Genomic DNA, 24465 nt, shown 5'->3' with positions numbered 1-24465 from the left:
CCTACCAGTGTGTGCACTACCTTTTACAATCGTTATTACGATTGAAATTTTTTGTCCTTTTATAGGCTGTCTTTGCTTGCCAAATCCCATTGGTCTGCTAGCATTCAGCCCAAAATTCATTAGCAAAATTAGGGATTAGTTATTATGTCTCGCGTTTTAATTATTGGTGCTGGCGGTGTTGCGTCGGTAACTGTGAAAAAATGTGCACGTTTACCGCAACATTTCGACGAAATTTACTTAGCAAGCCGCACGGTATCTAAGTGTGAAGCACTACAACAAGAAGTAGGTGCAGATCGCGTTAAGGGTGTTTTCGCTGTTGATGCCGACAACGCAAAAGAAGTTGAAGCACTTATTAACGAAGTAAAACCAGACCTAGTAATCAACCTAGCGTTGCCATATCAAGACCTGCCTATTATGGATGCATGTCTTGCCACTAACACAGATTACCTAGACACAGCCAATTACGAGCCAAAAGACGAAGCGAAATTCGAATACTCATGGCAGTGGGCTTACCAAGACAAATTCAAAGACGCAGGCATTATGGCCCTTCTTGGCAGTGGCTTCGATCCAGGTGTAACAAACGTATACACAGCGTATGCAGCAAAGCATTACTTCGACGAAATTCACTACCTTGATATCGTGGATTGTAATGGCGGTGATCACGGCCAGGCTTTCGCGACTAACTTCAACCCAGAAATCAATATTCGCGAAATTACTCAGCGCGGTCGTTTTTGGGAAAACGGTGAGTGGAAAGAAACGGATCCACTAAGCGTACGTGAAGACTTAGATTACCAAAACATTGGTGTTCGTGCGTCTTACTTGATGTTCCATGAAGAACTAGAGTCTATTGTTAAGCACTTCCCTACGTTGAAGCGCGCACGCTTCTGGATGACCTTTGGCGATGCTTATCTTAACCACCTGCGTGTACTTGAAGGTATTGGCATGACTAGCATTGAGCCAGTTGAATTCCAAGGCCAGAAGATTGTACCACTAGAGTTCTTGAAAGCAGTACTGCCTAACCCAGGCTCACTTGCTGAAGGTTATAGCGGCATGACGTGCATTGGTACTTACATTACAGGTATTAAAGATGGCAAAGAAAAAACTATCTTTATTTACAACAACTGTGACCACGCGAAATGTAACGAAGAAGTAGGCGCGCAAGCCGTATCTTACACCACAGGTGTTCCGGCGATGATTGGCGCGGCGCTTATGCTTAATGGTACGTGGAAAGAGTCGGGCGTTTGGAACATGGAACAATTCGACCCAGACCCATTCATGGATATGCTCAATGAGCACGGCCTACCATGGCACGTTCTTGAATGTGAAAGCAGCCCTTTCACTAAATAAACGATACCCAAGGGCGCTTTATTTAGCGCCCTTTTTAGTTAGTGCTATAACCGCATTAGAAATCATTCAAATTATCCTAGGTTGCTAAACTGCACAAGTCAGCCCCTTTTTGAGCTAAGACCTGTTCTGTAATACATTAGTCACCTCATTAATGCTGTAAGCAGTTTTATTTTTTGGAGCTTTACCCATTGACCGATTTAACTCAACGCACTGATATTCCCTCTCCTTGCTATGTGCTGGAAGAAGAAAAGTTAATTAAAAACCTTGAGCTGATGAAACGGGTTCAAGACGAATCAGGTGCCCGCATCATTCTGGCGCTGAAAGGCTTTTCAATGTGGTCATGCTTCGACATTATTAAACAGTATTTACACGGTGCAACAGCAAGCTCGGTTTGGGAAGCTAAACTCGCGGCAGAGATGGGTAAAGAAGTTCATGCTTATTCTCCAGCGTACAAAGTTAATGACGCTAAGGAACTAGCGAGCCTTGTTAATCATCTGTCTTTCAATAGTTTGTCTCAGTGGAATACGCATAAAGAAACCTTATCTAACGTTTCGTTAGGCCTTCGCATAAACCCTGAGCATCAAGAGGCTGATACGCCACTGTACGATCCAGCAGCGCCAGGCTCGCGCTTAGGCATACGCGCCAGTGACCTAGAAGGCGTAGATCTGACAGGTATCGAGGGTTTTCACTGCCACAACCTTTGTGAGTGTGATTCTTTTGCTACTGCACGCACCCTTGAAGCTATCGAAAAGCGCTTTGGCAAATGGCTTGGTCAATTAAAATGGTTGAACCTAGGTGGCGGTCATCTTATGACCCGAGACGGCTATGATGTTGAGCACCTTATTAAAACACTAAAAGACTTTAAAGCCCGTTACCCACACCTAGACGTTATCTTGGAGCCAGGCTCTGCGGTTGCGTGGCAAACAGGTCCTCTAATTTGCGAAGTGGTTGATATGGTGGAAAATGACGGGGATATCGCTATTTTAGATATTTCAGCCACTGCTCACATGCCTGATGTATTAGAAATGCCCTATCGCCCGGCTATTTTAGGTGCAGGTATGCCAGATGAAAAAGCACATAACGTGAAGCTTGGCGGTAATTCCTGCCTTGCTGGTGACGTCATAGATGTCTATTCCTTCGACACACCGTTAAAAGCAGGCGCTCGTTTGCAGTTCGAAGATATGATGCACTATACCATGGTAAAAACCACCTTCTTCAACGGTGTAGAGCACCCTGCTATTGGTATTTTACGCGCTAATGGCGACTTCGAACTCGTTCGTGAGTTCAGCTACGAAGACTTTAAGGGCCGTTTGTCTTAAACGTAGCCCTTCATTAAAAAAGTATACCAAAAGCTAATTGATCATTATTTGATCAATTAGCTTGTTCCCAATCTGCTCTAGTGCTATTTTGTGGGTGTTGAGTCGTCAAAAGGGAATTTCGACCTACCGCCCTATTCAAGGTGAGTCTCTAATCTCCGTCGTCTTTTGTTCAACACCGAATTCAGGTGTTGTATCAAACCATCAATAATTGCCTGTCTCGGTTATATCTTATCTTTATCAGAGGAATTGATCGTGAGAAGGAATAATCTAGGCTCAAACTGTGCAACTCAAGTACACACATATGCCAAACCTATTGTATCTGCGCTTAGTGCGCTACTTTTAACTACGGCCTGTATGTCGACAACTCCTTCTATGGGAGGCGGAAGTTCTGGTGCAGTAAGTGGTGGCGCCGGCGGCGCTACGGCTTCTAATAATAATGCGCAACTAGAGAGTTGTGACGAAACACTCGGTACATTAAGTGTTTTTGAAGATACGAGTTTGCCCTGGTGGTCAGAGTATCGCAGAACTTACCCAAAACTCGGCAGTACCATCCCTGTTATCAGGTTAATGATTCAACAGTCTAACTGTTTTGTTATTGTTGAGCGTGGTCGTGCTATGAATGCAATGAACACCGAGCGTCAGCTAATGCAATCAGGACAACTTCGCTCTGGTTCTAACATTGGGGGCGGTCAAATGGTAGCAGCTGATTACACGCTCAGCCCATCTGTACTGTTTGCCGAAAAAACGCAGGGGGGTAAAGCCATAGCAGGTGCACTATTTGGTACATTAGGCTCTATCGTTGGTGGAGGTTTTAGCAAGAATGAAGCGGCTACCTCGTTACTGCTTATAGATAACCGCTCGGGTGTACAGGTTTCTGCTGCAACAGGCAGTGCCGCTAATCACGACTTTAGCTTATTTGGTGGCATGTTTGCTGGCGCAGCCGCAGGCGGCGCTGGGGGCTTCTCGAAGACACCTGAAGGCAAAATGCTAGTAACTGCATTTGCTGATTCTTTTAATCAGATGGTAGTTGCACTTCGCTCTTACAAAGCCCAAGAAGTTGAAGGTGGTTTAGGTAAAGGTGGAAAGTTAACTGTGGGTGGTGCAGATGATGCCATGCCAGAGGCTACCGACGCACCGGCGATAACCACCTCAACAACAACCACTGCCGTTTATGTTGACAATACTCCCTCTAGGGTCACCGTCTCAGATCGCAGGTCTTACAACTTTGATGTAGAAGAATATGATGAAAAAGCCTTTAACAAGTACTATGACTGGCTTAAAACCTATGGCCCAATGATGACTGCGTTTGTTTCTTTCGACCCCGAGAATAATAACCCTAATTGGCCGGGTGGAATGTCTGTAGCGGCAGCCGCTACCATGCTTCTAACTCAGTTAGATTCTCACCGTATTGAACTTGAAGCATGGCCTTATGAAGCCAGAGTTCAAGCATGGAGAAAAATGGGAAAACGCTTAGAAAGCCACACTGAACTTTTTGAGCGCAACAGAGCCTTGGCCCTTCGTAATGAAAAGCTTGATGACGACGTTCGCAACGTTATCGAAAGTATACAGGTCGTAACAAAAGAAAGTCTGTTCCCAGAGGGTATTTAGTTTTTAATACGTTTTAACCGAAGCCGCAAATTGCGGCTTCGGCTCTCAATACTATTGATACTAGTAACGTATTATAGCTATACCACACCACTACCCGAAGTAGCTTCAGATTTATCAATCTCTCCTTCAGCTAGGACGTCATCACCGAGTTCTATTTTAAAAGTTGTGCCTGGCTTCCCCTGCAGGCTGTAGCGAAAGCCGTACATCTCACCCTCGTTTAATGAAACGTCCGTCACATCATTTGGGTGAATTAAATCGTAAACGCCAGAGTCATTCGCTTGAGAGAATATATCTACAAGCCATTTGCCATCAGACATGGTGATTTTAAGTGTCTTTGTCATCTGCGTCTCCTTTAGTAACCAGTCTCTTTATCTTGGACTACCATACAAAATACTTTGTATTTCGCCGATGACGCTTAAGATCAATCTTTCTTAACGCAAGCTACCCTTTTGCATCTAGTCCTGCTTGATATAATGCATTCTTTTTCAAATCATAATGACTTGCTACTACAGCCGCGGCTTTCTTCAACGGCATGTACTCGCACAATGTTTGCAGTAAGGACATTGCTTCACTAGGTATCGCCTGTTCATTTACCTTGGCAGGGCCTATCATCACAACAAATTCGCCTTTTTGATGTGCTGGATCGGCGTTGAGATAATCAATCACATCTTGAGCGCTGCCGCTCGTATAGGTTTCAAAAGTTTTGGTCAACTCTTTAGCTACAACAATGTGGCGTTCGCCTAATACACGCTGAATGTCAGTAACCGTATCTAGAATCCTTCGTGGGGCTTCATAGTAAACTGTCGTGAAAGTTCTATCTAATAGCGCTGATAGTACACCCTCCCGCGCTTGGGTTTTAACCGGCAAAAAGCCTTCAAAAGTGAATTTATCTGTAGGCAGTCCAGATGCGCTTAATGCAGTAATTGCGGCACATGGTCCCGGCAAAGCACTAACTGGAATACCTTGCTCACGGCATTTACGCACTAAAACAAAACCAGGGTCGCTGATAAGTGGTGTGCCCGCATCACTTATCAAAGCAACAGATTCACCGCCTTTCAAACGTTCGCAAAGCATAGCTGTACGTTTATCTTCATTATGTTCGTGAAGTGAAAGGGTTTTAGTTCCAATACTAAAGTGCTGTAGAAGTCGTGCGCTATGACGGGTGTCCTCAGCAGCAATCCAGTTAACTTCACTTAATACGCGAATTGCTCTAGCACTGATGTCATCTAAGTTGCCAATAGGCGTAGGAACAATATATAGAGTGGCGGTGTCTGTCATAACAGTGGTTAAGTCTTACGTTAAATTGAAAGGTTATGCGATAAGTGTATCACGCCATTAGTCCAGATTATGCTGGCAAGCGTAGATTTTCACACTGGTTAAGATAAACTTGACCTATAACGATGTAAAAGGAATGAAACTGTGCGTCATATCGGACAATCTGGAAAAATCTTTACGCTATCAGCCATTGCTTCGGTATTAGTATTATCGGGTTGTGGGAGCACGCCAAAAACTCAGTCGAAACCGGTGGTAGTGGAACCGACTCCAATTGAAACCACCCAGGTTGAAGAGAATGTCACGCCTGAGCACAAACTTCTAGAAGCTAAGAAGGTATGGGAACGCACCCGCGATAAAGAACAGCGTAATAGCTTATTACTGCAAGCTGCTGACTTATACCTTCAAAACCAACAACCTGTATTTGCGCAGCAGGTGTTGTTTGAAGTTAAAGAAGATGGTGTGTCAGAACGCAACCACTCGTACTATTCCCTTTTAGTTACCAAAGCCTATGCAGGAATGCCTGATGCGTCAGCAGATGAATTGCTGGCAATGCTGGACGGAGTAATGGGTACAGGTGAAACTGCATTTCAAAAAGCAGAACTTCAAACTCAGCTGTACTCACAGCAAGGTAATTTTGCAGCCGCAGCCAATAGCGTGCTACAAACCAATTTGTCAGACGAAGATAAAGTACAGCAGGTGTGGCAGTGGCTCACTTCCATACCGACGGAAACGCTTTCAACAGTAGGAAAAACGTACCCCTCTCTTTCCCCTTTCATCACGCTTCGCGAGTTGACTGAAGCGAATGCTTCATCTCCCGCGACATTGGCAACAGAACTTCAAAATTTTCAGCAAGTTTATCGTGGCCACATTTTAGAAACGACCTTGCCTGACAATGTGCTTAAAGCAACACAGCTTACCGATGCAGGCGCCAATGATATTGCAGTATTGCTGCCACTTTCTGGACGTTTAGGGCGTACGGGGCAAGTAGTTAAAAATGGTATAATGTCGGCCTATTACACTGATGTTGAAAAACGCCAAGATGAACACTTACTGCCACGCCTGCGTTTTATTGACACAAATGGTGTGGATACGCAGCACCTCCTTGATGAAATTGGCGACACCAAATTTATTGTCGGACCGCTGCTGAAAGATACCGTAGAGAATTTGATCCCCAGCTTGCCAGTTGGGGTGAACGTACTAGCATTGAATCGTCCAGAAGAACTGATAGAACAAGTAAATGCAAACGAAACTCCGACCAAAAGTAGATTAACGACATCATCAAATTCTACGCTAGATAGTGGCACTGATTCGGCGGGAAGCATACTGACGGATACAGAGACCAAAGGAGAGTTGCACGCACTGGATCTAGCCACTTCGTTGAACTATTTCGGTCTTGCCCCAGAAGATGAAGCCAAGCAGCTTGCTGAATATATCTTCAACAAAGGCTACCGTGCACCTATTGTGATTGCGGCCCAAAGCAATTTGTATCAGCGAATGGACACCACGTTTAAAACGCATTGGAGAGCGCTTAACAGTAAAGAGAACAAGCGTCGCACCAACATAACATCGGTTACCTTTAACGATAGCAACTCGCTTCGCGAAGGTATCACTCAAGCACTCGATGTCGCCCAAAGCAATGATCGCATTAATCAAATTGAGTACATGACCAACGATGAAGTATACAATATGCCTCGCAGCAGGCGGGATATTGATGCCATAGTCGCGTTTGCGTCTCCGCAAGACACAGAGCTGCTAAATCCAATAATTGAAGCGAGCTTAAACCCTTACGACGGTAAGCAAGTTCCTGTGTATGCTACATCTCGTTCGATGGATTACGACAGCGGAAAAAACCAATGGCGTGATTTACAAAATGTGCATTTTATCGATATGCCATGGTTAATGCCTTCACACAATTGGCAACCTCTTCAGCAAGAGGTGGAGCAGGCTTGGCAAAATCAAAATACCATGCAAAAACGTTTGTTTGCGTTTGGCTTTGATGCCTACCAGCTACTTCCACAGCTAGGTATGCTCAACACGCTGAAGTACCTTTCACATGAAGGCTTGACCGGAACCCTTTCGCTTAATGAGAAAGGCGAAGTCATTCGCCAGCAGCCTCAAGCTATGATCCGTAACGAAAAAGTACAGATGCTGTCGGAGTAAGATATGTCGAAACTGCAAGGGAATGCAGCAGAAGACAAAGCCTGTCAATATCTTGAGGAACAAGGTCTTAGGCTTCTGTGTAGAAACTACCGTACGCGACGTGGTGAGTTAGATATTGTAATGCAAGACGGCAATACTATTGTGTGTATTGAAGTCAAATACCGGAAACGGAATCATTTTGGCAGTGCAATAGAATTTGTAACGGCTAAAAAGCTAAACCGAATTCATGCTGCGTTTGGTTTCTATTTGTTAGATAATAACCTGAATCCAGCATCTACGCCTTTACGGATAGACGTTATTGCCATAGATGGAAGCAATCTTCAGTGGTTAAAGAACGTTGGATAGAGGCTCACAACATATAGTTTTATAGTTTATGTTCACTTAAATGGAAGAATATAAGTGTTGGATGTGAACGCGTTCAAGAATAAATGGCAAGGTCTTTAAGTAAGCGCTATTCCATTTTTTTATCTTAGTTTTACAAGCTTTCTTCTATTTGACGAAAGTGTCTTAGGTTCCTACAAATAATGAGTCACCCCAACAACAAGATGTCGCCCTGTAACCTTGATAACCAAGAAATAGAATTAATAGTCGGTAACTCTAGTGCCAACTTTTCTGGTGTAACGTCTACTATGTTGCAAGTGACATCGATACAAAAGCGCATGATCAATTTGCGGATCATGGGTAAACACTTTGTCCCGGACCCTTCGATGACAATAACATTCTGGGAAGTCGTTAAAATGTATCGACGCCCGCTTAGTAATGGTAAGTGGCGTATTTTTCACGCACGCCGTGTTGACGAAATGATTCAGGGAGTGCTGCTGAAATACATTTTTCGCGCAAAAATAAAACTCGTATTTAGCTCGGCAGCTCAACGAGAGCGTTCCGCTTCCACGGTATGGTTAAGCAATAGGATGGACGCAATTATTGCGATGAGTAACCGTTCCGCACAGTACTTAAATAAGCCTCCTGCCAAAATTAATCTTCACGGTGTGCAGATTGATAACTACACGCCAGCAGAAAATAAGCAAAAAGCTTGGCAGTCATTGGGTTACGGTGGAAAATACGGAATAGGAATTTTAGGTAGAGTAAGAGAGCAAAAAGGAGTTCACCTTTTTGTGGAGGCCTGCATCAAAATATTACCTAAATACCCTGATGTGAATGCGGTGGTGGTGGGCGCCATTTCTCCAAGCAACCAAGCGTTTGTAAATCAACTCAAAGAAAAGGTGTCTGAAGCAGGTTTAACTGATCGCATTATTTTCACTGGTGAGTTGCCCTTTGAACAGATTCCTAGCATATTCAGTGCATTGTCTCTAGTAAGTGCGCTTAGCTACAACGAGGGCTTTGGTTTAACTGTACCTGAAGCCATGAGCGCAGGTGCGGCTGTACTAGCAACACAAGCGGGCGCATGGGAAGATATCGTTAGACCAGGTATTGACGGATATATAGTACCTACCAGAGACCAGCAAGCTGTCACAGAGAAGATGGATTTACTTCTTTCAGATATGGACAAACTTGCAGAAATGGGCAAAGCCGGACGCGAACACATTGTAAAAAACTTCAAGGTTGAAGATGAAGCAAGAAACTTAGTCGAGTTTTTTCGAACGCTTCAATAAATAACACCTTGGCATTGCAGTAAAGGTTAATACCACCTGGTATTTGATATTAATAATGCAAAGCATAAGCAAATATTTTTCAGATACTGATCATTATGTTTAGCCGTGCGTTGTAACTTAGTGCTACAACCACTAAAAGAGATCAGTAGGCTGTTGAAAACAAAGAGATGACAGATGATTGAACAGATAAAATCGAACTTTACCGAGAGCATTCAGACAAAAATTGCAGCATCGGAAATATTGCCGGAATATATTGAAAAAGCGGCGTACATGATGGTTGAAGCCTTAATAAGAGGCAATAAAGTACTGAGCTGTGGTAATGGCGGCTCTGCTGGCGATGCCCAGCACTTTTCATCAGAAATGTTAAACCGCTACGAACGTGACCGTCCTAGCCTGCCTGCTATTGCGTTAAGCACAGACACGTCGACCATCACGTCTATCGCTAATGACTACAGCTACGACGAAATATTTGCCAAACAGGTACGAGCGTTAGGCCAGCCTGGCGATATACTTTTGGCTATTTCCACTAGTGGCAATTCACGTAATGTTATCGCGGCAATGGAAGCTGCATTATCTCGCGATATGACTATTGTCGCGCTTACCGGTAAAGACGGCGGCGAAATGGCTGGTTTTTTGAGTGAGCATGACGTCGAAATTCGCGTTCCTTCTAACCGTACCGCCCGTATTCAAGAAGTGCATCTGCTAGTTATTCACAACCTATGTGAATGCATTGACGACAGCTTATTCCCTGCTGATCACGGTGACGATTAATCAAATTAACTATGAGTAGACAAATAAAAAAATTGAGCCTGCTGGGTTCTGTATTAGCCCTAATTTTAACATTACAAGGTTGCGTAGTGGCAGTCGGTGCAGCCGGAGCCATGGCCGCAAAAGTGGCTAATGATAGACGTACGGTAGGTACACAACTTGACGATCAAAATGCCGACGCAGCGGTGTCTTATCAATGGTCGAAAAGTGACGCACTTAAAGAGCAGACTAACCTTCAGGTTGATGTTTATAACGGTGTCGCTCTGCTAACTGGCCAAGCCCCCAACCAAGGGCTTATAGACGAGGCAGTTAGCCGTGCTCAAGAAGTGAGCTACATTAAAAAGATTCACAACCAAATACGCATTGGTGAACCGATAGGTGCTGGCACACAAGCCAACGACCTGTGGCTCGCGTCAAAAGTACGCACTAAGATAGTCGCTGATGAGCGCGTTCCGGCTCTTCAGATTAAAGTGGTTGTGCAAGACTCAGAGGTATTTTTAATGGGTCGATTAACTAACCTTGAAGCTACAGCAGCGGTCGATATTGCTCGTAATATTACGGGTGTAGCTCGCGTCGTTAGAGCCTTTGAAATTGTTCAATAAAGAGCTTGCCACTGCCCTTTTGGTAGCAGGGGCACTCTTTATGGAAATTCTGGACGCCACGGTAATTACCACGGCGCTCCCTGTTATTGCTGCTGACTTTAACGTGCCGGCAGCTCACCTTTCTATTGGCGTGTCGGCTTATTTGGTAGCCGTTACGCTCTTTATCCCTTTAAGCGGTTACGCTGCTGACAAATTTGGGGCTCGCACAATATTTATAGCGGCGATTGCCGTTTTTACTTTTGCCTCGGTCCTATGTGGCTTAAGTACCAGTTTATTCGAATTTACCTTATCCCGTATTCTTCAAGGTTTAGGCGGTGCTATGATGGTGCCGGTTGGAAGATTAGTAGTATTGCGGGATTTGCCCAAAGAAAAACTAGTAAAAACCGTAGCGATTATTACATGGCCCGCCTTGAGTGCACCGCTATTAGGTCCAGTACTTGGCGGCTACATAGCCACACATTTTAGCTGGCAGTGGATTTTTTATATGAATATTCCGCTGGGTATTATCGCGATCCTCGCCTCTCTTTACTTATTGCGAAACACCAAAGGTGATGTGGGCAAGTTTGATATTAAAGGCTTTTTGCTTACCGGCGTAGGCTTTGCGCTTTTTATGGCTGGTATCGAGTTTCTTGCCAGTACCAGCGACAAACTTCTTCAGTCTCTTGGCGTCATTGCCGTTGGCTTAACACTCATGATTCTCGCAATACGGCATGTTAAAAAAGCAAAAAATCCCCTATTTTCATTCGACGCCATGCAGCATAAAACCTTCAGACTCTCGGTCTATGGAGGCTCTGTAGTGAGAGTGGCACTTGGAAGTGCACCTTTTCTTGTGCCGCTCATGCTTCAGCTAGGGCTAGGTTACTCGCCTGTAGAGGCTGGTTCCCTTTTGCTGTGGCTATTTGCAGGAAACTTGGCGATTAAGCCCGCAACCACGTGGATCATGAATACGTTTGGTTTCAAACGTGTACTTGTAGTAAACGGCGTGCTCATCGCTCTTGGTTTTGTCGCGCTAGCTATGATAAATCACACTACATCGTCGTTTACCATTGCCGCTATCTTGTTTGCTAACGGTGTGACTCGCTCAATGCACTTAACATTAATAAATACTATTGCTTTTGCCGACGTACCGCCTAATAAAATGCGAGATGCGAATACGCTAGGCGCTATTCTAATGCAAATGAATCGCGGCCTTGGTATTACCTTATCAGCGCTTGCAATCGCTGCTGCAGCCTTAATTCTTGGTCAAAGCCCCGACGCGCCAAACCTACAAACCTTCACGCTATCTATGATGTTTATGGGTGCGGTGGCGCTAGTGAGTATTTACGACAGCCTAATGCTTTCGAAAGAAGATGGTGACTCTGTGTTAAACAAGCGCAAGGCGAAAAAAGCGCGACAAAGCTAGCCCAAACCTATTATTTGTAAATCTAATGACAAATGTCACATGCTATTGATGACGTTTGTGACTAACGCAATCTGAGATACTTTTTCATACTTTACCTATCGACGTTACAACATTAGGTAAAGCACATGGAACATATATTAGACCACGCTTCTACAACTAGTATTCAAAGCTCCCCTCTTTCACTAGAACAACAGCGCGAAGACTTCAAAAAGAAAAGGTTTATTGCAATGCCGCTTGCAGGCACCCTTGTTTGGGCCTTACTTGGTATGAGTGCTCCTTTTGTATCTGAGCTCACCATAACCTGGATGCTTTATATCGGCACAGGGGCAATTTTCTATCTAGGCGCAGGCTTGTCTTATCTTACTGGTGAAAGATTTTTTGCGAAAAGCGCAGTAAAGAACAGCTTCGACCGGCTTTTCTTTGTTGGTATGTTTATGAGCCTACTGGTCTTTGCCATCGCCCTTCCGGTTGCCGCTATTGACCACACAACCGTGCCCTTGAGTATTGGCATTCTTGCTGGACTAATGTGGATGCCTCTATCGTGGGCAATAGAGCATTGGGTTGGCTATTTTCACACTATCGCAAGAACCTTCGGCATTGTTGTAGCTTGGTACCTGTTTCCCGAAGCACGAGTAGAAGCAATTTCGGCTGTCATTGTGGCTGTCTATATTGTGTCGCTCATTACTCTTGAACGCCGTTTTCAAACAATCAAATCTAACTAATTTCACTTTAACAAGAAGGAACATACGATGACTTACTTACTATTAGCGGTTGCAGTTATCACCGAAGTTACAGCTACCATGCTGCTTAAAATGTCGAACGGTTGGGAGAAATGGGCCTTTGGCTACGGCGCTATATTTTTCTATACGGTGTCAGGAATGTTGTTTGCCATGGTCCTAAAAAACATGGGTATTGGCGTTGCCTATGCAATATGGTCAGGGATGGGTATCGCGCTAATCACTGCTGCATCAGTGATATTTTGGAAACAAACTTTCGACATTTATGCCGTGCTGGGTATTATGTTAATTATCTCTGGTACCTTGCTCATTACTAGCAAGTCAGCCGTTGTATTTCAGTAAGGACGAAGTACTCACAATGCGCAGCCATAACAGCATGCAAAATAACAACAACGCAGTGCCTACAGCTCATTTAAATGAAGGCACTGCGACAGTGGATGGCTCAATAAACAATGTAGGCAGAAGCGATATGGCGCCAGTCATGCCATTGCTGGGAAGTGGTAGAAAAAAGCGCTGGTCTCATGCCAGCTTATTTTTTTCGCTGTTCTTTTTTGTGCCCCTTATAATCTCCCGCCCTCTTCCCATCGAGGTATGGGTAATTCAAATCTTGGGATACATTAGCTTTATTGTTCTGTACATCAAAGCGATAAGTCAGCCTGTCAAAGCTCTACCTTCCTATTTATTATCTATGTTTTTACTGTCTGTCGCCTGCAGCTTTCAAAATCCAGGTGGCGCGACGATTATAGGTTTCATTGCATTTATCATTGGCTATTACAACTCGTTCAAAACGGGTTTTGCTAGCATAAGCATAATGATGATCGTGCTTTTCACTCTAAACATTACTATGTTTGAAAATGCACACTTTCTCTTAGGCGCTTCAATCATTAACAGTTTGGTATTGTTTGGTTTTGGCGTTATGGAGCGTAAGGAAACCCTTCATGGCCTTAAAGAAAGCCAGCAAGCTGAAGCCTTGCGCGTATTATCCGCGATAGCTGAGAGAGAACGTATTGGCAGAGACTTACACGATGTTGCAGGTCACGCATTAAGCTCAATTTCGTTAAAAGCTCAACTGGCTGATAAGCTTATTAGTAAGGATAAAATTGCCGATGCGCATAGGGAAGTAAAGGCGTTGGCGCAACTATCGCAAGCATTATTAAGCGATATTCGTCAGGCAGTATCAGATATTAAACAACTTTCGCTTGGCGATGAAATTGCGAAAGATAAAGCACTGCTAGAAGAAAACGGCTTTAACGTTTCAACCACTATTGATGACAGCGCTTTGATGAAGCTGACTTCAAAGCAAGAAAGCCAGCTTGCGCTTATAGTAAAGGAACTAACCACCAATACCTTGCGCTATTCAAAGGGAAAGACGGTATCTATTAATTTTGACCTTAACGTTAATCCGAATACTTTGGTCATGACCTATCAAGATGACGGTGTAGTTGAGGACAGCGTGTCAATTAAAGAAGGAAACGGATTAATGGGTATTAGAGAACGTGCAGCATCTATAAATGCAAATCTGAGCATTTCTTTTTACCCTTCTGTAAACGTGCAGCTTATTTTGGAAAACCCATCGTCTGAAAAGGTGGCGTTATGAATGTAAAAGCGAAAACAACCATTTTAATTGTTGAAGACCAATCGCTTATTCGAGATGCCATAGCCATGCTTCTGTCACTAGAGGACGACCTAACCATCGCAGCTAAATGCAGTAATGGGCAAGAAGCGATTGAGTATTTAAGCGATCACCCTGCGCCAGACATTATACTAAGTGATATCGAAATGCCGCTGGTCTCAGGACTAGATTTAGCCGCCCACGTGACAGAACAATGCCTTAGTAGCAAGGTAGTTTTAATGACTACATTTTCGAAACCGGGATATATTAAACGTGCATTAAGCTTAGGGGTTAAAGGTTTTATTTTAAAAGAGTCTGACAGCGACTACTTGATAGATGCCATACATAAAGTATCTGCGGGGGAAAAAGTGATTTCGACGGAGCTGGCTATCATGGCCCTCGACGACAACAACCCACTTTCGCAAAAAGAAATGGCGGCACTTAAGCTCGCTTCTGACGGACTGAAGACCCAAGACATCGCGCAATCGTTGTTTTTATCAGAAGGTACAGTAAGAAACTATCTTTCCGAAGCGATATCAAAGCTTGATGCAACGAACCGCGTTGACGCAGCCCGCATTGCGAAGCAAAAAGGCTGGCTTTAGCAGTAACTCAAAACCAGGTAGTAGCAACTGTGGTAGAGGTCGGTATGTTTAGCTTTTCAGACAAACCGGTAAGTACTCGCTCGGGACCGTAGATAATTCCTTGCTGCTTTGCAGTCCATACGCAAGTTAAAATGCTGGTACCTTTGCGTAACTCACACTGCCATTTAGCTGTGGTTTCAGCAAGTCGTTCATAGTCATCCTCAATTTCCCATCCTGCGTCAACATGATCTACGATAAGTTGTTCGAATTGAGAGAACGGAATAGGCTGAATGATTACCCATTCATTTTTCTTAAACTTTCTTTCTAACCGCGATTTTTTGAAACTGGTAAAAAAACCCACGCTCCATCTCCGTATGATTGAAAAGCTTTACGTGCAAAAGCATTTCTAGTATTTCGACACCGTTCCCATAATTTGCCCTGAAGGAGTAGGACAAGAACAAGACGTTCCAACCATTTCACCGTTCGACGTGGGGCATTTGCCGTACTCGCCGTTGCTACCATAGCGGCACTGGTTACCAAACTCAGCGTTAGCTGATGCAGCCCTTTCGCTGCGAGTGGTATTACCTGCTTCATCATCCGGTAGATACACAGTGTATGTGCAGCTAAAAAGTAGACTTATCGCAATAATGGTGCTTAAACGAGAAATTAACTTTAGCTTCATTGTTATTGGTCGATTATTTTTAAGACAATTTTAAAACTATGCTAATAATGAAGATAAAACAAGAAAAAATAAGCAAAAAAAAGCCAGTCATAAGACTGGCTTTATTATTATAACTCTTTGTTGATATTAGAATTCAGTTGAGAACCTAACACCAAACTCGCTCGCATCGTTACTTAGAATTTGCAGGATATAGTCACCTGTATTCAAGCGCGCGTTGTCGTAACGCTCATCGAAAATGTTGCGACCGTAAAGTGCTACGGTATACGCATCATTCGCCGGTGTGTAAGCAATGTCAAAGTTCACTAGCTCACGGCTGTCTAGCTCAGTCATGCGTTCAGGCGCTGAAGTTGGCTCGCCATACATTTCTGCGCGGTACGAGTAATCAGCACGTACGCGAATTGAATCACCACCATCAAGCTCGAAGGTATATTGCGGGCCAATCGCTAGCGTAAGATCTGGAGTAAGCGGTGCAACAGGGTTGAAACCGTCTTGCTCTTCAACATCTACATCCATATAACCAATACTGGTCATCATGCTAAAGTTGCCGTAGGTAAACGTTGCATCGGCTTCAACACCACGAGATGTTTGTTCAACAACAAGGTTTGCAGTGTCGAAACCACCCTCGCTCACGCGACTTACTTGGTAAGGTAAGTCTTCAAACTCAGTGTTAAATACGGCAACACTGATATCGAAGTAATCGTTAACACGACCTTTAATACCCACTTCATAGTTAGTCGCAGTAATGTTGTCAGACGCTGTAAAACAGTTATTTGCACGAACGGCTGCTTGCGCACCTTCGATATCATCAAAGCCACCTGCGCCAAAGAACTCACCTATCAGGCAGTATGGACGTGCAGGGAACTGACCTGACTGATAACCAGACTGAATAGTTGCATAACCTGTCATGCCATTTTCAAACGTGTAGTTTGTAGCTAGTTCCCACGTTACTTCATCCCAATCGTTTGAATCATAGATAGTTCCAAGTGCTGAGAATACGTTCGCAGACGCGTCTTTTTCGTCTTTGGTGTAGCGAAGACCACCGGATACGCTTAGCTCGTCAGTTAAGTCGTGACGCACATTTACATATACAGCTTTAGAGGTGGTTTCTTGGTCTAGCGCAAGCAAGTTAGGTCCGCCATCAAAGTTAGAGTCGTCGCCTTGGCGGTTACTACCTTCTTCATTAAAGTAGTAAAGACCTGCTACGAAGTCCGTGTACTCATTGATGTAGCCGTTAAGCTGAAGCTCAATCGATGTTTGATCAGCTTCACCGCGCTCAGGGAATTGGTCTAGTGAGAAAACCGTGCCGTCGTCGTCAAGACCAGCCTTGTACTTTGATGTACGCTGGCTTGCTACCACTTTCGCCGTGTAGTCGTCGTTAATATCCCATTCGGTAGTTAATGAAAGACCGCGCGCTTCGTTCGATACGCCCGTTACTGCTTCAGTACCTGTTGCGTTATCGTAGATATCTGCGCCTTCAGGGGTCACATCACTATTACGCAGCTCTATACCAAGGCCATTACCACCACCAAAGTAACGTGCTGAGCCCACTTCATCAATAAGCACAGTGTACGGACGAAGGCCGCCATCGCCATTGTTAGCGTCTGCAGTTAATACCATACGGAAGTCATTTGAAGGCTCCCACTTAAGTGAAACACGACCTGAAATATCTTCAGTCTCACCTACATCGTATTCAGCATTTGGCACGTTAATGAATTCGCCAAGACCATCGCGCTTGTTGAATGCCAAATTCATGTTGAACGCAACAGTTTCTGATAAAGCATGATTAACAAAAAGGTCAGCTTTAACGCGACCGCGTGTACCAAATTCAGTATTGATTTTAGTTACATCGCCTTGGTCTGGCTCTTTGGTGATAATGTTAATTGCACCACCAATAGAGTTACGACCGTACAGGGTACCTTGAGGACCACGAAGTACCTCGATACGTTCGATGTTGTTAAGGCTCCAGTTTTGACCAACTTGGCGGCCTAGGTAAACACCATCAACATAAACACTAACACCAGGGTCGGTAGTAATAAGGTGATCTTGAAGACCGATACCACGAATAAACGGGTTAACTGACGATGTGTGCCCAGCAGAGAAACCTGTTACGTTTAGGTTTGGTACGAACTTACCAACGTCTGTTAGATCTGTTATACCTTGGTCAGCTAGCTTATCGCCGTCGAAAGCACTGATAGCAATTGGCACTTCATAAATAACTTGAGGGCGTTTTGTCGCGGTAACGGTAATGGCTTCAAACTGTTGTTCTTCAGTTGCTTCAGCCTCTTGAGCAACGGCAATGTTTGAAAGAGCTGGAACGGTCATCGCTACTGCTAGTGCGACAGGTGAAAGCTTACTGGCGAGTGTCTTAGACACGTCAGTATTGGATTTCATGGTGTAACCCCTTTTGCGTGAGTGTTAGGTATAAATTTGTTGTTATAGGCTGCTTCAAGTTCTTCTTTGGAACCTTGAAAGACTAAACTCACTGAACTAAGAGGCACACATAACCTTGTGCTAATACTGGATTACAGGCAATAAAAAAGTAAGTCGCAATAAAACATTACAAACTTACTTTCAATAAAACTCTGCTTTAAAAGTAGTGAATACTTTCCCAGTCCTCTAAAACTCAGTAGAAGAATTTAGGCTTGAAGACTGGAACGATATGTTACCGTTAGATTGCGATCTTGCAAAGTAAAATATTACACTTTTACTATAATAACATTTCAAAATTAGACTAATTGGTTAAATTGAGCATCCGAAAATAAGAACACCAAAACCCATTAAAAAAATCTAAATATCAAATAGATAATTAACTCTCTCAGCTAAAAAATTTACTCCAAAAATTCATTTAACACCTAGACCAAACGGACAAACTTTCACCAACTTAATAGAAGTTAATTTTGCCTCTGTACAATGGCGTTCGACTTTGCAGCTTGGTCAATGGACTATCTCCGTATTTCGCTAAGCGACATAAAACTACCCATGCTTAGTTCAATTAATAGGGTTAATTCAGAGGTTACTCGTTCATACCTATCTATCTTGCTAAAGCCATGTCGAACACAACCTTGCAGCGTCACTATAAAACCGCCTCCTCAACCCTTTTGTCGACAATTAAACTACATTACTGTTGAAAAACCACCTAAACAGGCATATATTGTCGACATTAGTTAAACAAAGACTCATTATTGTGTTAGTAAAAAGCGAACAAGCTATAACCAACGCCGACCGCACTTTCTTTCAATTGAGGAAAGATATTGTCGAAGGCGTCATTCCCGCAGGCAGTAAGCTAAGCGAAATGGAATTGTCGACAAAGTATGAAGTTAGTCGCGCTGTTATACGTGAAGCCATAAACCGTCTAGCCACCTGTCACCTAGTAGAACGTAAAGCTAACGTAGGTGCTCGCGTGGTTGCACTGTCCCCCGAAGGCCTTATTCAGCTTTATCAAGTGCGCGAAGCATTAGAAGGTATGGCGGCGCGCTTAGCCGCACGCTACATGAGCGATGAAGAAATTGCCGATATGCAGGCATTGCTCGATAGCCACTTCGATAAAGTAAAAGACGGTCAGAGCTATTATCAAGAAGCCGGCGATGTAGACTTTCACTACAGAATTGTAACCGGCAGTAAAAACGATCATCTCATCAGCGTACTTGTAGACGGGCTTTACCATCTTGTTCGTATGTATCGCGTACAGCTCGGTATGGCTGGCCCTCGCGTTAGCACTGCGTTTGATGAGCACAGACACATCGTTAACGCCATCGCTAATCGCGACGAAGAATTAGCGGAAATGCTTATGCGTCGCCATATTCTTTATTCAAAAAACAATATTGAGAAGAAGCTTAATCATGGTTAACACCACTCAATCTTCTTCATACCTAATTCACCTCTACCCTACTTTCAAATAAGCGAGTGATTATCATGAGTGCAGGAAAGAAATTCAGAACCGCGTTAGAGAACAATAAACCGCTACAAATTGTAGGCACTATAAATGCCTATACCGCCATGATGGCAAAGGCCATTGGTCATCAAGCCATTTACCTTTCAGGCGGCGGCGTAGCCAATGCATCATACGGCCTACCTGATTTGGGTATGACATCACTTAACGACGTAATTGCAGACGTTCAGCGCATTACCAGCGCTTGTGACCTACCGCTAATGGTGGACATCGACACGGGCTGGGGCGGCGCATTTAACATTGCTAAAACCATTCGCGATATGGAAAAAGCAGGCGCAGCAGCGGTGCATATGGAAGACCAGGTAGCCCAAAAACGCTGTGGTCACCGTCCTAACAAAGAAATTGTTAGCACAGAAGAAATGGTAGACCGCATAAAAGCTGCAGTTGACGCCAGAACTGACCCAGACTTTTTTATTATGGCGCGCACCGACGCGTTCGCACAAGAAGGTTTAGACAAAGCCATTGAACGTGCAAAAGCCTATGTTGCAGCAGGCGCAGACGGCATATTTGCAGAAGCAGTGCAAACCGAAGAGCACTACCGTGCATTTGCTGAAGCATTGGACGTACCTATTCTGGCCAACATTACTGAGTTCGGCAAAACCGAACTGTGGAACAAAGAAGAGCTTGGTGAATGGGGTGCCGACATGGTGCTTTACCCACTAAGTGCATTCCGTGCAATGAATAAAGCGGCAGAAATGGTGTACAAATCTATACTTGAAAACGGCGACCAAAAAGCCGTTGTCGACAGCATGCAAACACGTATGGAACTGTACGATTATCTTGGCTACCACGAGTACGAACAAAAGCTAGATGCCCTATTCGCAGAAGGCAAAAATTAGTAAATAAATTCAGCTTGAAGTTGGCGGGCGCGAAGATGTGGGGGTGAAGTACAGCTCCCTGCCCCTTTGAGGCATGGATGCCGAGACGGAGCCCCCAGGGATGGGTTCACGGCGTGGCAGGGGGCTGTGCTTTGCCCCTGCAGCCAATGTGCCCGCCAACTTCAAGCGTCCAAATTACTCACTATTGTCAATTAAAAGTACCTTACAAATTATACAAGACCGGAGACAACAAGATGGCTAAACAGTTAAGTGGCGCGGGTTTACGCGGCCAAGTTGCAGGTAAAACGGCATTATCAACCGTAGGTAAATCAGGTTCTGGTTTAACGTATCGTGGTTACGACGTAAAAGACTTAGCGCAAAACTGTCAATTTGAAGAAGTGGCGTACCTCATTCTCAAGGGCAAGTTACCTAACCAGTCTGAGCTAGACGCATATAAAACTAAGCTTCGCGGCATGCGCGGCCTTCCTACAGAACTTAAAGAAGTGCTAGAGCGCATTCCAAAAAATGCTCATCCAATGGACGTACTTCGTACGGGTTGTTCAATGCTGGGTAACCTTGAGATGGAAACCAGCTTCGACCAGCAACAAGACGTGACAGACCGCATGTTGGCGTGTTTCCCAAGCATCATATGTTACTGGTACCGCTTCTCGCACGATGGCGTGCGCGTAGACGTTGAAACCGATGACGATTCAATCGGTGGTCACTTCCTACATATGCTTCACGGCGAAAAGCCACGTGAACTTCACGAGCAAGTTATGCATGTATCGTTAATTCTTTATGCAGAGCATGAATTCAACGCGTCTACTTTTACCGCTCGTGTTTGTGCATCAACTCTGTCTGATATGCATTCTTGCGTGACCGGTGCTATCGGCTCACTTCGCGGCCCGCTTCATGGTGGTGCTAACGAAGCAGCAATGGAAATGATTGAAGGTTTTACCTCTGCCGATGACGCAGAGGAAAAAATGATGGGCATGCTTGAGCGTAAAGAGAAAATCATGGGCTTTGGTCACGCGATTTACTCAGAGTCAGATCCGCGTAACGAAATTATCAAGCAATGGTCTGAAAAGCTAGCTGCCGATGTGGGAGACGAAGTGCTTTATCCTGTATCGGTTCGCTGTGAAGAAGTGATGTGGCGCGAGAAGAAGCTTTTCTGTAACGCCGATTTCTTCCATGCCTCTGCGTATAACTTCATGGGCATTCCTACACCGTTGTTCACACCAATCTTCGTAATGTCTCGCCTAACTGGCTGGGCGGCACACGTTATGGAACAGCGCGCTGACAACCGTATTATTCGTCCGTCAGCAGAATACACAGGCGAAGAACTTCGCCCAGTGCCTGCTATCAGCGAACGCGCGTAAGGCTGAGGTTGAGTTTTATGAATATTGATTACCGTAAACCGCTTCCAAACGCGGGGATCGATTTTTTCGATACCCGTGAAGCGGTAGATGCTATTGAGCCTGGCGCCTACGCCAAGCTGCCTTACACCTCACGTGTACTGGCTGAGAACTTGGTGCGCAAATGCGCTCCTGACATGCTTACTGATTCGCTTAAACAGCTGATTTATCGCAAGCGCGACTTGGACTTTCCGTGGTTTCCCGCTCGCGTAGTGTGTCACGATATCTTGGGTCAAACGGCACTTGTCGACTTAGCGGGGCTTCGCGATGCTATTGCAGCAAAAGGCGGCGACCCGGCGAAAGTTAACCCGGTTGTGCCTACTCAGCTAATTGTGGATCACTCCCTTGCCGTTGAACACGCGGGTTTTGAAAAAGACGCATTTGAAAAGAACCGTGCTATCGAAGACAGACGCAACGACGACCGTTTCCACTTTATCAACTGGACAAAAACCGCGTTTAAAAACGTAGATGTTATCCCTCCGGGTAACGGCATTATGCACCAAATTAATTTGGAGCGTATGTCTCCCGTTATTCAGGCGCGAGACGGCGTAGCCTTCCCTGATACCCTAGTAGGTACAGACAGCCATACGCCGCATGTTGATGCACTTGGCGTTATTGCTGTAGGTGTGGGCGGTCTTGAAGCGGAAAGCGTTATGCTGGGCCGTGCGTCATATATGCGATTACCTGATATTGTAGGTGTTGAGCTAACGGGTAAACCACAGCCTGGAATTACCGCGACCGACATCGTATTAGCATTAACTGAATTCTTGCGTAAAGAGCGTGTAGTATCTGCGTATCTAGAATTTTACGGTGAAGGTGCATCACATCTAACGCTTGGCGACCGTGCTACCATTTCGAACATGACACCAGAATATGGCGCCACTGCAGCCATGTTCTACATTGACCAGCAAACCATTGATTACTTGCGCCTAACGGGGCGTGAAGAAAAGCAAATTGCCCTAGTTGAACAATATGCCAAGCACACAGGTTTATGGGCCGATGATTTAGAGACTGCCGAGTACGAGCGCGTGCTTACTTTCGACCTGTCCTCTGTAGGTCGTAGCATGGCGGGCCCGTCTAACCCTCACGCACGTTTGCCTACCAGCGACCTAGAAAGTCGTGGTATTGCTGCTAAGTGGGACGAGGAAGAAGGCAAAATGCCTGATGGCGCGGTTATTATCGCAGCTATCACCAGTTGTACTAATACCTCGAACCCGCGCAATGTAATTGCGGCAGGTTTGCTTGCGCGCAACGCTAACCAACGTGGCTTGACTCGCAAGCCGTGGGTGAAAAGCTCACTAGCACCAGGCTCTAAAGCCGTTAAGTTATATCTTGAAGAAGCCAACTTAATGAGCGAACTTGAAGATTTAGGCTTTGGCGTCGTTGCCTTTGCGTGCACTACTTGTAACGGTATGAGCGGCGCGCTAGACCCTAAAGTTCAGCAAGAGATCATAGACCGCGACCTTTACTCTACAGCAGTATTGTCGGGTAACCGTAACTTCGACGGCCGTATTCACCCTTATGCTAAACAAGCATTCTTGGCATCGCCGCCACTAGTAGTAGCGTACGCTATCGCCGGTACCATTCGCTTTGATATTGAAAAAGATGTACTGGGCACGGACAAAGACGGTAACCCGGTAACCCTTAAAGACATTTGGCCAAGCGACGAAGAAATTGACGCTATTGTAGCGAAGTCGGTGAAGCCAGAGCACTTCAGAAAAGTGTACGAGCCAATGTTCGATTTAAGCGTGGACTACGGCAAAGACATTAACCCGCTTTATGACTGGCGTGAAATGAGCACCTATATTCGCCGCCCACCCTACTGGGAAGGCGCAATGGATGCCGAGCGCACCATGAAAGGTATGCGTCCGCTGGCTATTTTGGGCGATAACATCACCACCGATCACTTGTCGCCTTCAAACGCTATCTTAGCGAGCAGTGCAGCCGGTGAATACCTTCACAAGATGGGCTTACCTGAAGAAGACTTTAACTCGTACGCCACTCACCGTGGTGACCACTTAACCGCACAGCGCGCTACCCTTGCGAATCCGAAAGTGTTCAATGAAATGGTGACGGAAAACGGTGAAGTCAAGCAAGGTTCACTCGCCCGCATTGAGCCCGAGGGTAAAGTAGTACGCATGTGGGAAGCTATCGAAACTTACATGAACCGTAAACAGCCGCTGATCATAGTTGCTGGCGCTGATTATGGTCAGGGTTCATCACGTGACTGGGCAGCTAAAGGCGTGCGTCTTGCTGGTGTTGAGGTAATTGTGGCAGAAGGCTTTGAGCGTATTCACCGCACCAACCTGATTGGTATGGGCGTATTACCGCTTGAATTTAAACCAGGCACAACACGTAAAACCCTTGAGCTAGACGGTACGGAAACCTACGACGTAAGCGGCGAACCTTCACCGGGCGCAACACTTACTCTGGTAGTAAACCGTCAAAACGGTGAGCAGCTAGAAGTGCCAGTGACCTGTCGCTTAGATACAGGTGAAGAAGTCTCTATTTACAGCGCAGGTGGCGTATTACAACGCTTCGCCAAAGACTTCTTAGAAGCGGAAGCTAGCTGAGGGG

General features: G+C 45.0%; 22 protein-coding genes. 17 read left to right on the top strand and 5 right to left on the bottom strand.

The features are described 5' to 3' along the window. Positions 1-144: 144 nt before the first annotated feature. The 3 genes from IW644_RS05510 to IW644_RS05500 all read left to right on the top strand — a co-directional run bounded on the left by IW644_RS05510 (position 145) and on the right by IW644_RS05500 (position 4274). Positions 145-1347: a saccharopine dehydrogenase family protein gene (locus tag IW644_RS05510; protein ID WP_269916754.1), complete on the top strand. Its 1203-nt coding sequence runs from the start codon at positions 145-147 to the stop codon at positions 1345-1347. Between the two features lie 188 nt (positions 1348-1535). Beyond that, entirely contained in the window at positions 1536-2666 is a 1131-nt protein-coding gene (gene nspC, locus IW644_RS05505) for a carboxynorspermidine decarboxylase (RefSeq protein WP_269916753.1), read from the top strand. Positions 2667-2918: 252 nt separating this feature from the next. Beyond that, positions 2919-4274, top strand: a complete 1356-nt coding sequence (locus IW644_RS05500; RefSeq protein WP_269916752.1) for a CsgG/HfaB family protein — start codon at positions 2919-2921, stop codon at positions 4272-4274. 77 nt (positions 4275-4351) lie between these two features. Here IW644_RS05500 and IW644_RS05495 read toward each other — a convergent pair whose 3' ends face one another. Continuing rightward, the gene (locus tag IW644_RS05495) at positions 4352-4615 is read right to left on the bottom strand and encodes a hypothetical protein (RefSeq protein ID WP_179984349.1); all 264 of its coding nucleotides are present in this window, start codon (positions 4613-4615) and stop codon (positions 4352-4354) included. A gap of 100 nt (positions 4616-4715) precedes the next feature. Next, positions 4716-5552 carry a 16S rRNA (cytidine(1402)-2'-O)-methyltransferase gene (gene rsmI, locus IW644_RS05490; RefSeq protein ID WP_269916751.1) on the bottom strand — a complete coding sequence of 279 codons (837 nt, stop codon included), beginning with the start codon at positions 5550-5552 and terminating at the stop codon, positions 4716-4718. A gap of 141 nt (positions 5553-5693) precedes the next feature. Between rsmI and IW644_RS05485 the strand changes: the two genes are divergently transcribed. From IW644_RS05485 to IW644_RS05440, 10 genes are all read left to right on the top strand, one after another. Further along, a complete protein-coding gene (locus tag IW644_RS05485) occupies positions 5694-7709 on the top strand; it encodes a penicillin-binding protein activator (protein WP_269916750.1) in 2016 nt (671 codons plus the stop codon). A gap of 3 nt (positions 7710-7712) precedes the next feature. Beyond that, the gene (locus tag IW644_RS05480; protein WP_269916749.1) at positions 7713-8054 is read left to right on the top strand and encodes a YraN family protein; all 342 of its coding nucleotides are present in this window, start codon (positions 7713-7715) and stop codon (positions 8052-8054) included. 179 nt (positions 8055-8233) lie between these two features. Continuing rightward, entirely contained in the window at positions 8234-9322 is a 1089-nt protein-coding gene (locus IW644_RS05475; RefSeq protein WP_269916748.1) for a glycosyltransferase family 4 protein, read from the top strand. A 174-nt stretch (positions 9323-9496) separates the two neighbouring features. Next, positions 9497-10093, top strand: coding sequence for a phosphoheptose isomerase (locus IW644_RS05470; RefSeq protein WP_179984354.1), 597 nt, complete (start codon positions 9497-9499; stop codon positions 10091-10093). Between the two features lie 23 nt (positions 10094-10116). Further along, positions 10117-10692 carry a BON domain-containing protein gene (locus tag IW644_RS05465; RefSeq protein ID WP_179985253.1) on the top strand — a complete coding sequence of 192 codons (576 nt, stop codon included), beginning with the start codon at positions 10117-10119 and terminating at the stop codon, positions 10690-10692. Beyond that, the gene (locus tag IW644_RS05460) at positions 10676-12094 is read left to right on the top strand and encodes an MFS transporter (protein WP_232091226.1); all 1419 of its coding nucleotides are present in this window, start codon (positions 10676-10678) and stop codon (positions 12092-12094) included. The genes IW644_RS05465 and IW644_RS05460 overlap by 17 nt, the downstream gene beginning before the upstream one ends. Positions 12095-12219: 125 nt before the next feature. Continuing rightward, positions 12220-12816 (top strand): DUF7010 family protein, encoded by a 597-nt coding sequence (locus IW644_RS05455; protein WP_179984355.1) that lies wholly within the window; start codon positions 12220-12222, stop codon positions 12814-12816. Positions 12817-12843: 27 nt separating this feature from the next. Continuing rightward, positions 12844-13173 carry a DMT family transporter gene (locus tag IW644_RS05450; RefSeq protein WP_179984356.1) on the top strand — a complete coding sequence of 110 codons (330 nt, stop codon included), beginning with the start codon at positions 12844-12846 and terminating at the stop codon, positions 13171-13173. 16 nt (positions 13174-13189) lie between these two features. Then, on the top strand, positions 13190-14428 hold the full coding sequence (locus tag IW644_RS05445) for a sensor histidine kinase (RefSeq protein WP_269916747.1): 1239 nt from the start codon (positions 13190-13192) through the stop codon (positions 14426-14428). After that, entirely contained in the window at positions 14425-15045 is a 621-nt protein-coding gene (locus IW644_RS05440) for a response regulator transcription factor (RefSeq protein WP_269916746.1), read from the top strand. Before IW644_RS05445 ends, IW644_RS05440 begins: the two co-directional genes overlap by 4 nt. A 7-nt stretch (positions 15046-15052) precedes the next feature. On the opposite strand, the gene IW644_RS05435 is transcribed toward IW644_RS05440, so the two are convergent. From IW644_RS05435 to IW644_RS05425, 3 genes are all read right to left on the bottom strand, one after another. After that, positions 15053-15385, bottom strand: coding sequence for a hypothetical protein (locus tag IW644_RS05435; RefSeq protein ID WP_269916745.1), 333 nt, complete (start codon positions 15383-15385; stop codon positions 15053-15055). A 45-nt stretch (positions 15386-15430) separates the two neighbouring features. Next, positions 15431-15706 carry a hypothetical protein gene (locus tag IW644_RS05430; RefSeq protein ID WP_269916744.1) on the bottom strand — a complete coding sequence of 92 codons (276 nt, stop codon included), beginning with the start codon at positions 15704-15706 and terminating at the stop codon, positions 15431-15433. A gap of 126 nt (positions 15707-15832) precedes the next feature. Further along, entirely contained in the window at positions 15833-18097 is a 2265-nt protein-coding gene (locus IW644_RS05425) for a TonB-dependent receptor (RefSeq protein ID WP_269916743.1), read from the bottom strand. Positions 18098-18890: 793 nt separating this feature from the next. On the opposite strand from IW644_RS05425, the gene IW644_RS05420 reads away from it, so the two are divergent. The 4 genes from IW644_RS05420 (at position 18891) to acnD (ending at position 24461) form a co-directional block, all read left to right on the top strand. Continuing rightward, complete coding sequence (locus IW644_RS05420) at positions 18891-19553, top strand: GntR family transcriptional regulator (RefSeq protein ID WP_269916742.1); 663 nt, start codon at positions 18891-18893, stop codon at positions 19551-19553. Between the two features lie 65 nt (positions 19554-19618). Next, on the top strand, positions 19619-20494 hold the full coding sequence (gene prpB / locus IW644_RS05415) for a methylisocitrate lyase (RefSeq protein ID WP_014950533.1): 876 nt from the start codon (positions 19619-19621) through the stop codon (positions 20492-20494). A gap of 233 nt (positions 20495-20727) precedes the next feature. After that, on the top strand, positions 20728-21852 hold the full coding sequence (prpC, locus tag IW644_RS05410; protein ID WP_269916741.1) for a bifunctional 2-methylcitrate synthase/citrate synthase: 1125 nt from the start codon (positions 20728-20730) through the stop codon (positions 21850-21852). Between the two features lie 17 nt (positions 21853-21869). Continuing rightward, positions 21870-24461: a Fe/S-dependent 2-methylisocitrate dehydratase AcnD gene (gene acnD, locus IW644_RS05405; protein ID WP_269916740.1), complete on the top strand. Its 2592-nt coding sequence runs from the start codon at positions 21870-21872 to the stop codon at positions 24459-24461. Positions 24462-24465 lie beyond the last annotated feature (4 nt).

The organism is Alteromonas sp. PRIM-21 (assembly GCF_027563165.1).
Classification (GTDB): Bacteria; Pseudomonadota; Gammaproteobacteria; order Enterobacterales; family Alteromonadaceae; genus Alteromonas; species Alteromonas macleodii_A.
The sequence above is the reverse complement of the archived record's forward strand: the minus strand, read 5'-3'. Positions and strand labels throughout refer to the sequence as shown.

Coding starts and splice junctions, on each gene's coding strand:
- IW644_RS05455 (WP_179984355.1), top strand. CDS start 12,220: ATGGAACATATATTAGACCACGCTTCTACAACTAGTATTCAAAGCTCC.
- IW644_RS05440 (WP_269916746.1), top strand. CDS start 14,425: ATGAATGTAAAAGCGAAAACAACCATTTTAATTGTTGAAGACCAATCG.
- IW644_RS05475 (WP_269916748.1), top strand. CDS start 8,234: ATGAGTCACCCCAACAACAAGATGTCGCCCTGTAACCTTGATAACCAA.
- acnD (WP_269916740.1), top strand. CDS start 21,870: ATGAATATTGATTACCGTAAACCGCTTCCAAACGCGGGGATCGATTTT.
- IW644_RS05445 (WP_269916747.1), top strand. CDS start 13,190: ATGCGCAGCCATAACAGCATGCAAAATAACAACAACGCAGTGCCTACA.
- IW644_RS05495 (WP_179984349.1), bottom strand. CDS start 4,615: ATGACAAAGACACTTAAAATCACCATGTCTGATGGCAAATGGCTTGTA.
- prpC (WP_269916741.1), top strand. CDS start 20,728: ATGGCTAAACAGTTAAGTGGCGCGGGTTTACGCGGCCAAGTTGCAGGT.
- IW644_RS05450 (WP_179984356.1), top strand. CDS start 12,844: ATGACTTACTTACTATTAGCGGTTGCAGTTATCACCGAAGTTACAGCT.
- IW644_RS05470 (WP_179984354.1), top strand. CDS start 9,497: ATGATTGAACAGATAAAATCGAACTTTACCGAGAGCATTCAGACAAAA.
- IW644_RS05430 (WP_269916744.1), bottom strand. CDS start 15,706: ATGAAGCTAAAGTTAATTTCTCGTTTAAGCACCATTATTGCGATAAGT.
- rsmI (WP_269916751.1), bottom strand. CDS start 5,552: ATGACAGACACCGCCACTCTATATATTGTTCCTACGCCTATTGGCAAC.
- prpB (WP_014950533.1), top strand. CDS start 19,619: ATGAGTGCAGGAAAGAAATTCAGAACCGCGTTAGAGAACAATAAACCG.
- IW644_RS05480 (WP_269916749.1), top strand. CDS start 7,713: ATGTCGAAACTGCAAGGGAATGCAGCAGAAGACAAAGCCTGTCAATAT.
- IW644_RS05425 (WP_269916743.1), bottom strand. CDS start 18,097: ATGAAATCCAATACTGACGTGTCTAAGACACTCGCCAGTAAGCTTTCA.
- IW644_RS05510 (WP_269916754.1), top strand. CDS start 145: ATGTCTCGCGTTTTAATTATTGGTGCTGGCGGTGTTGCGTCGGTAACT.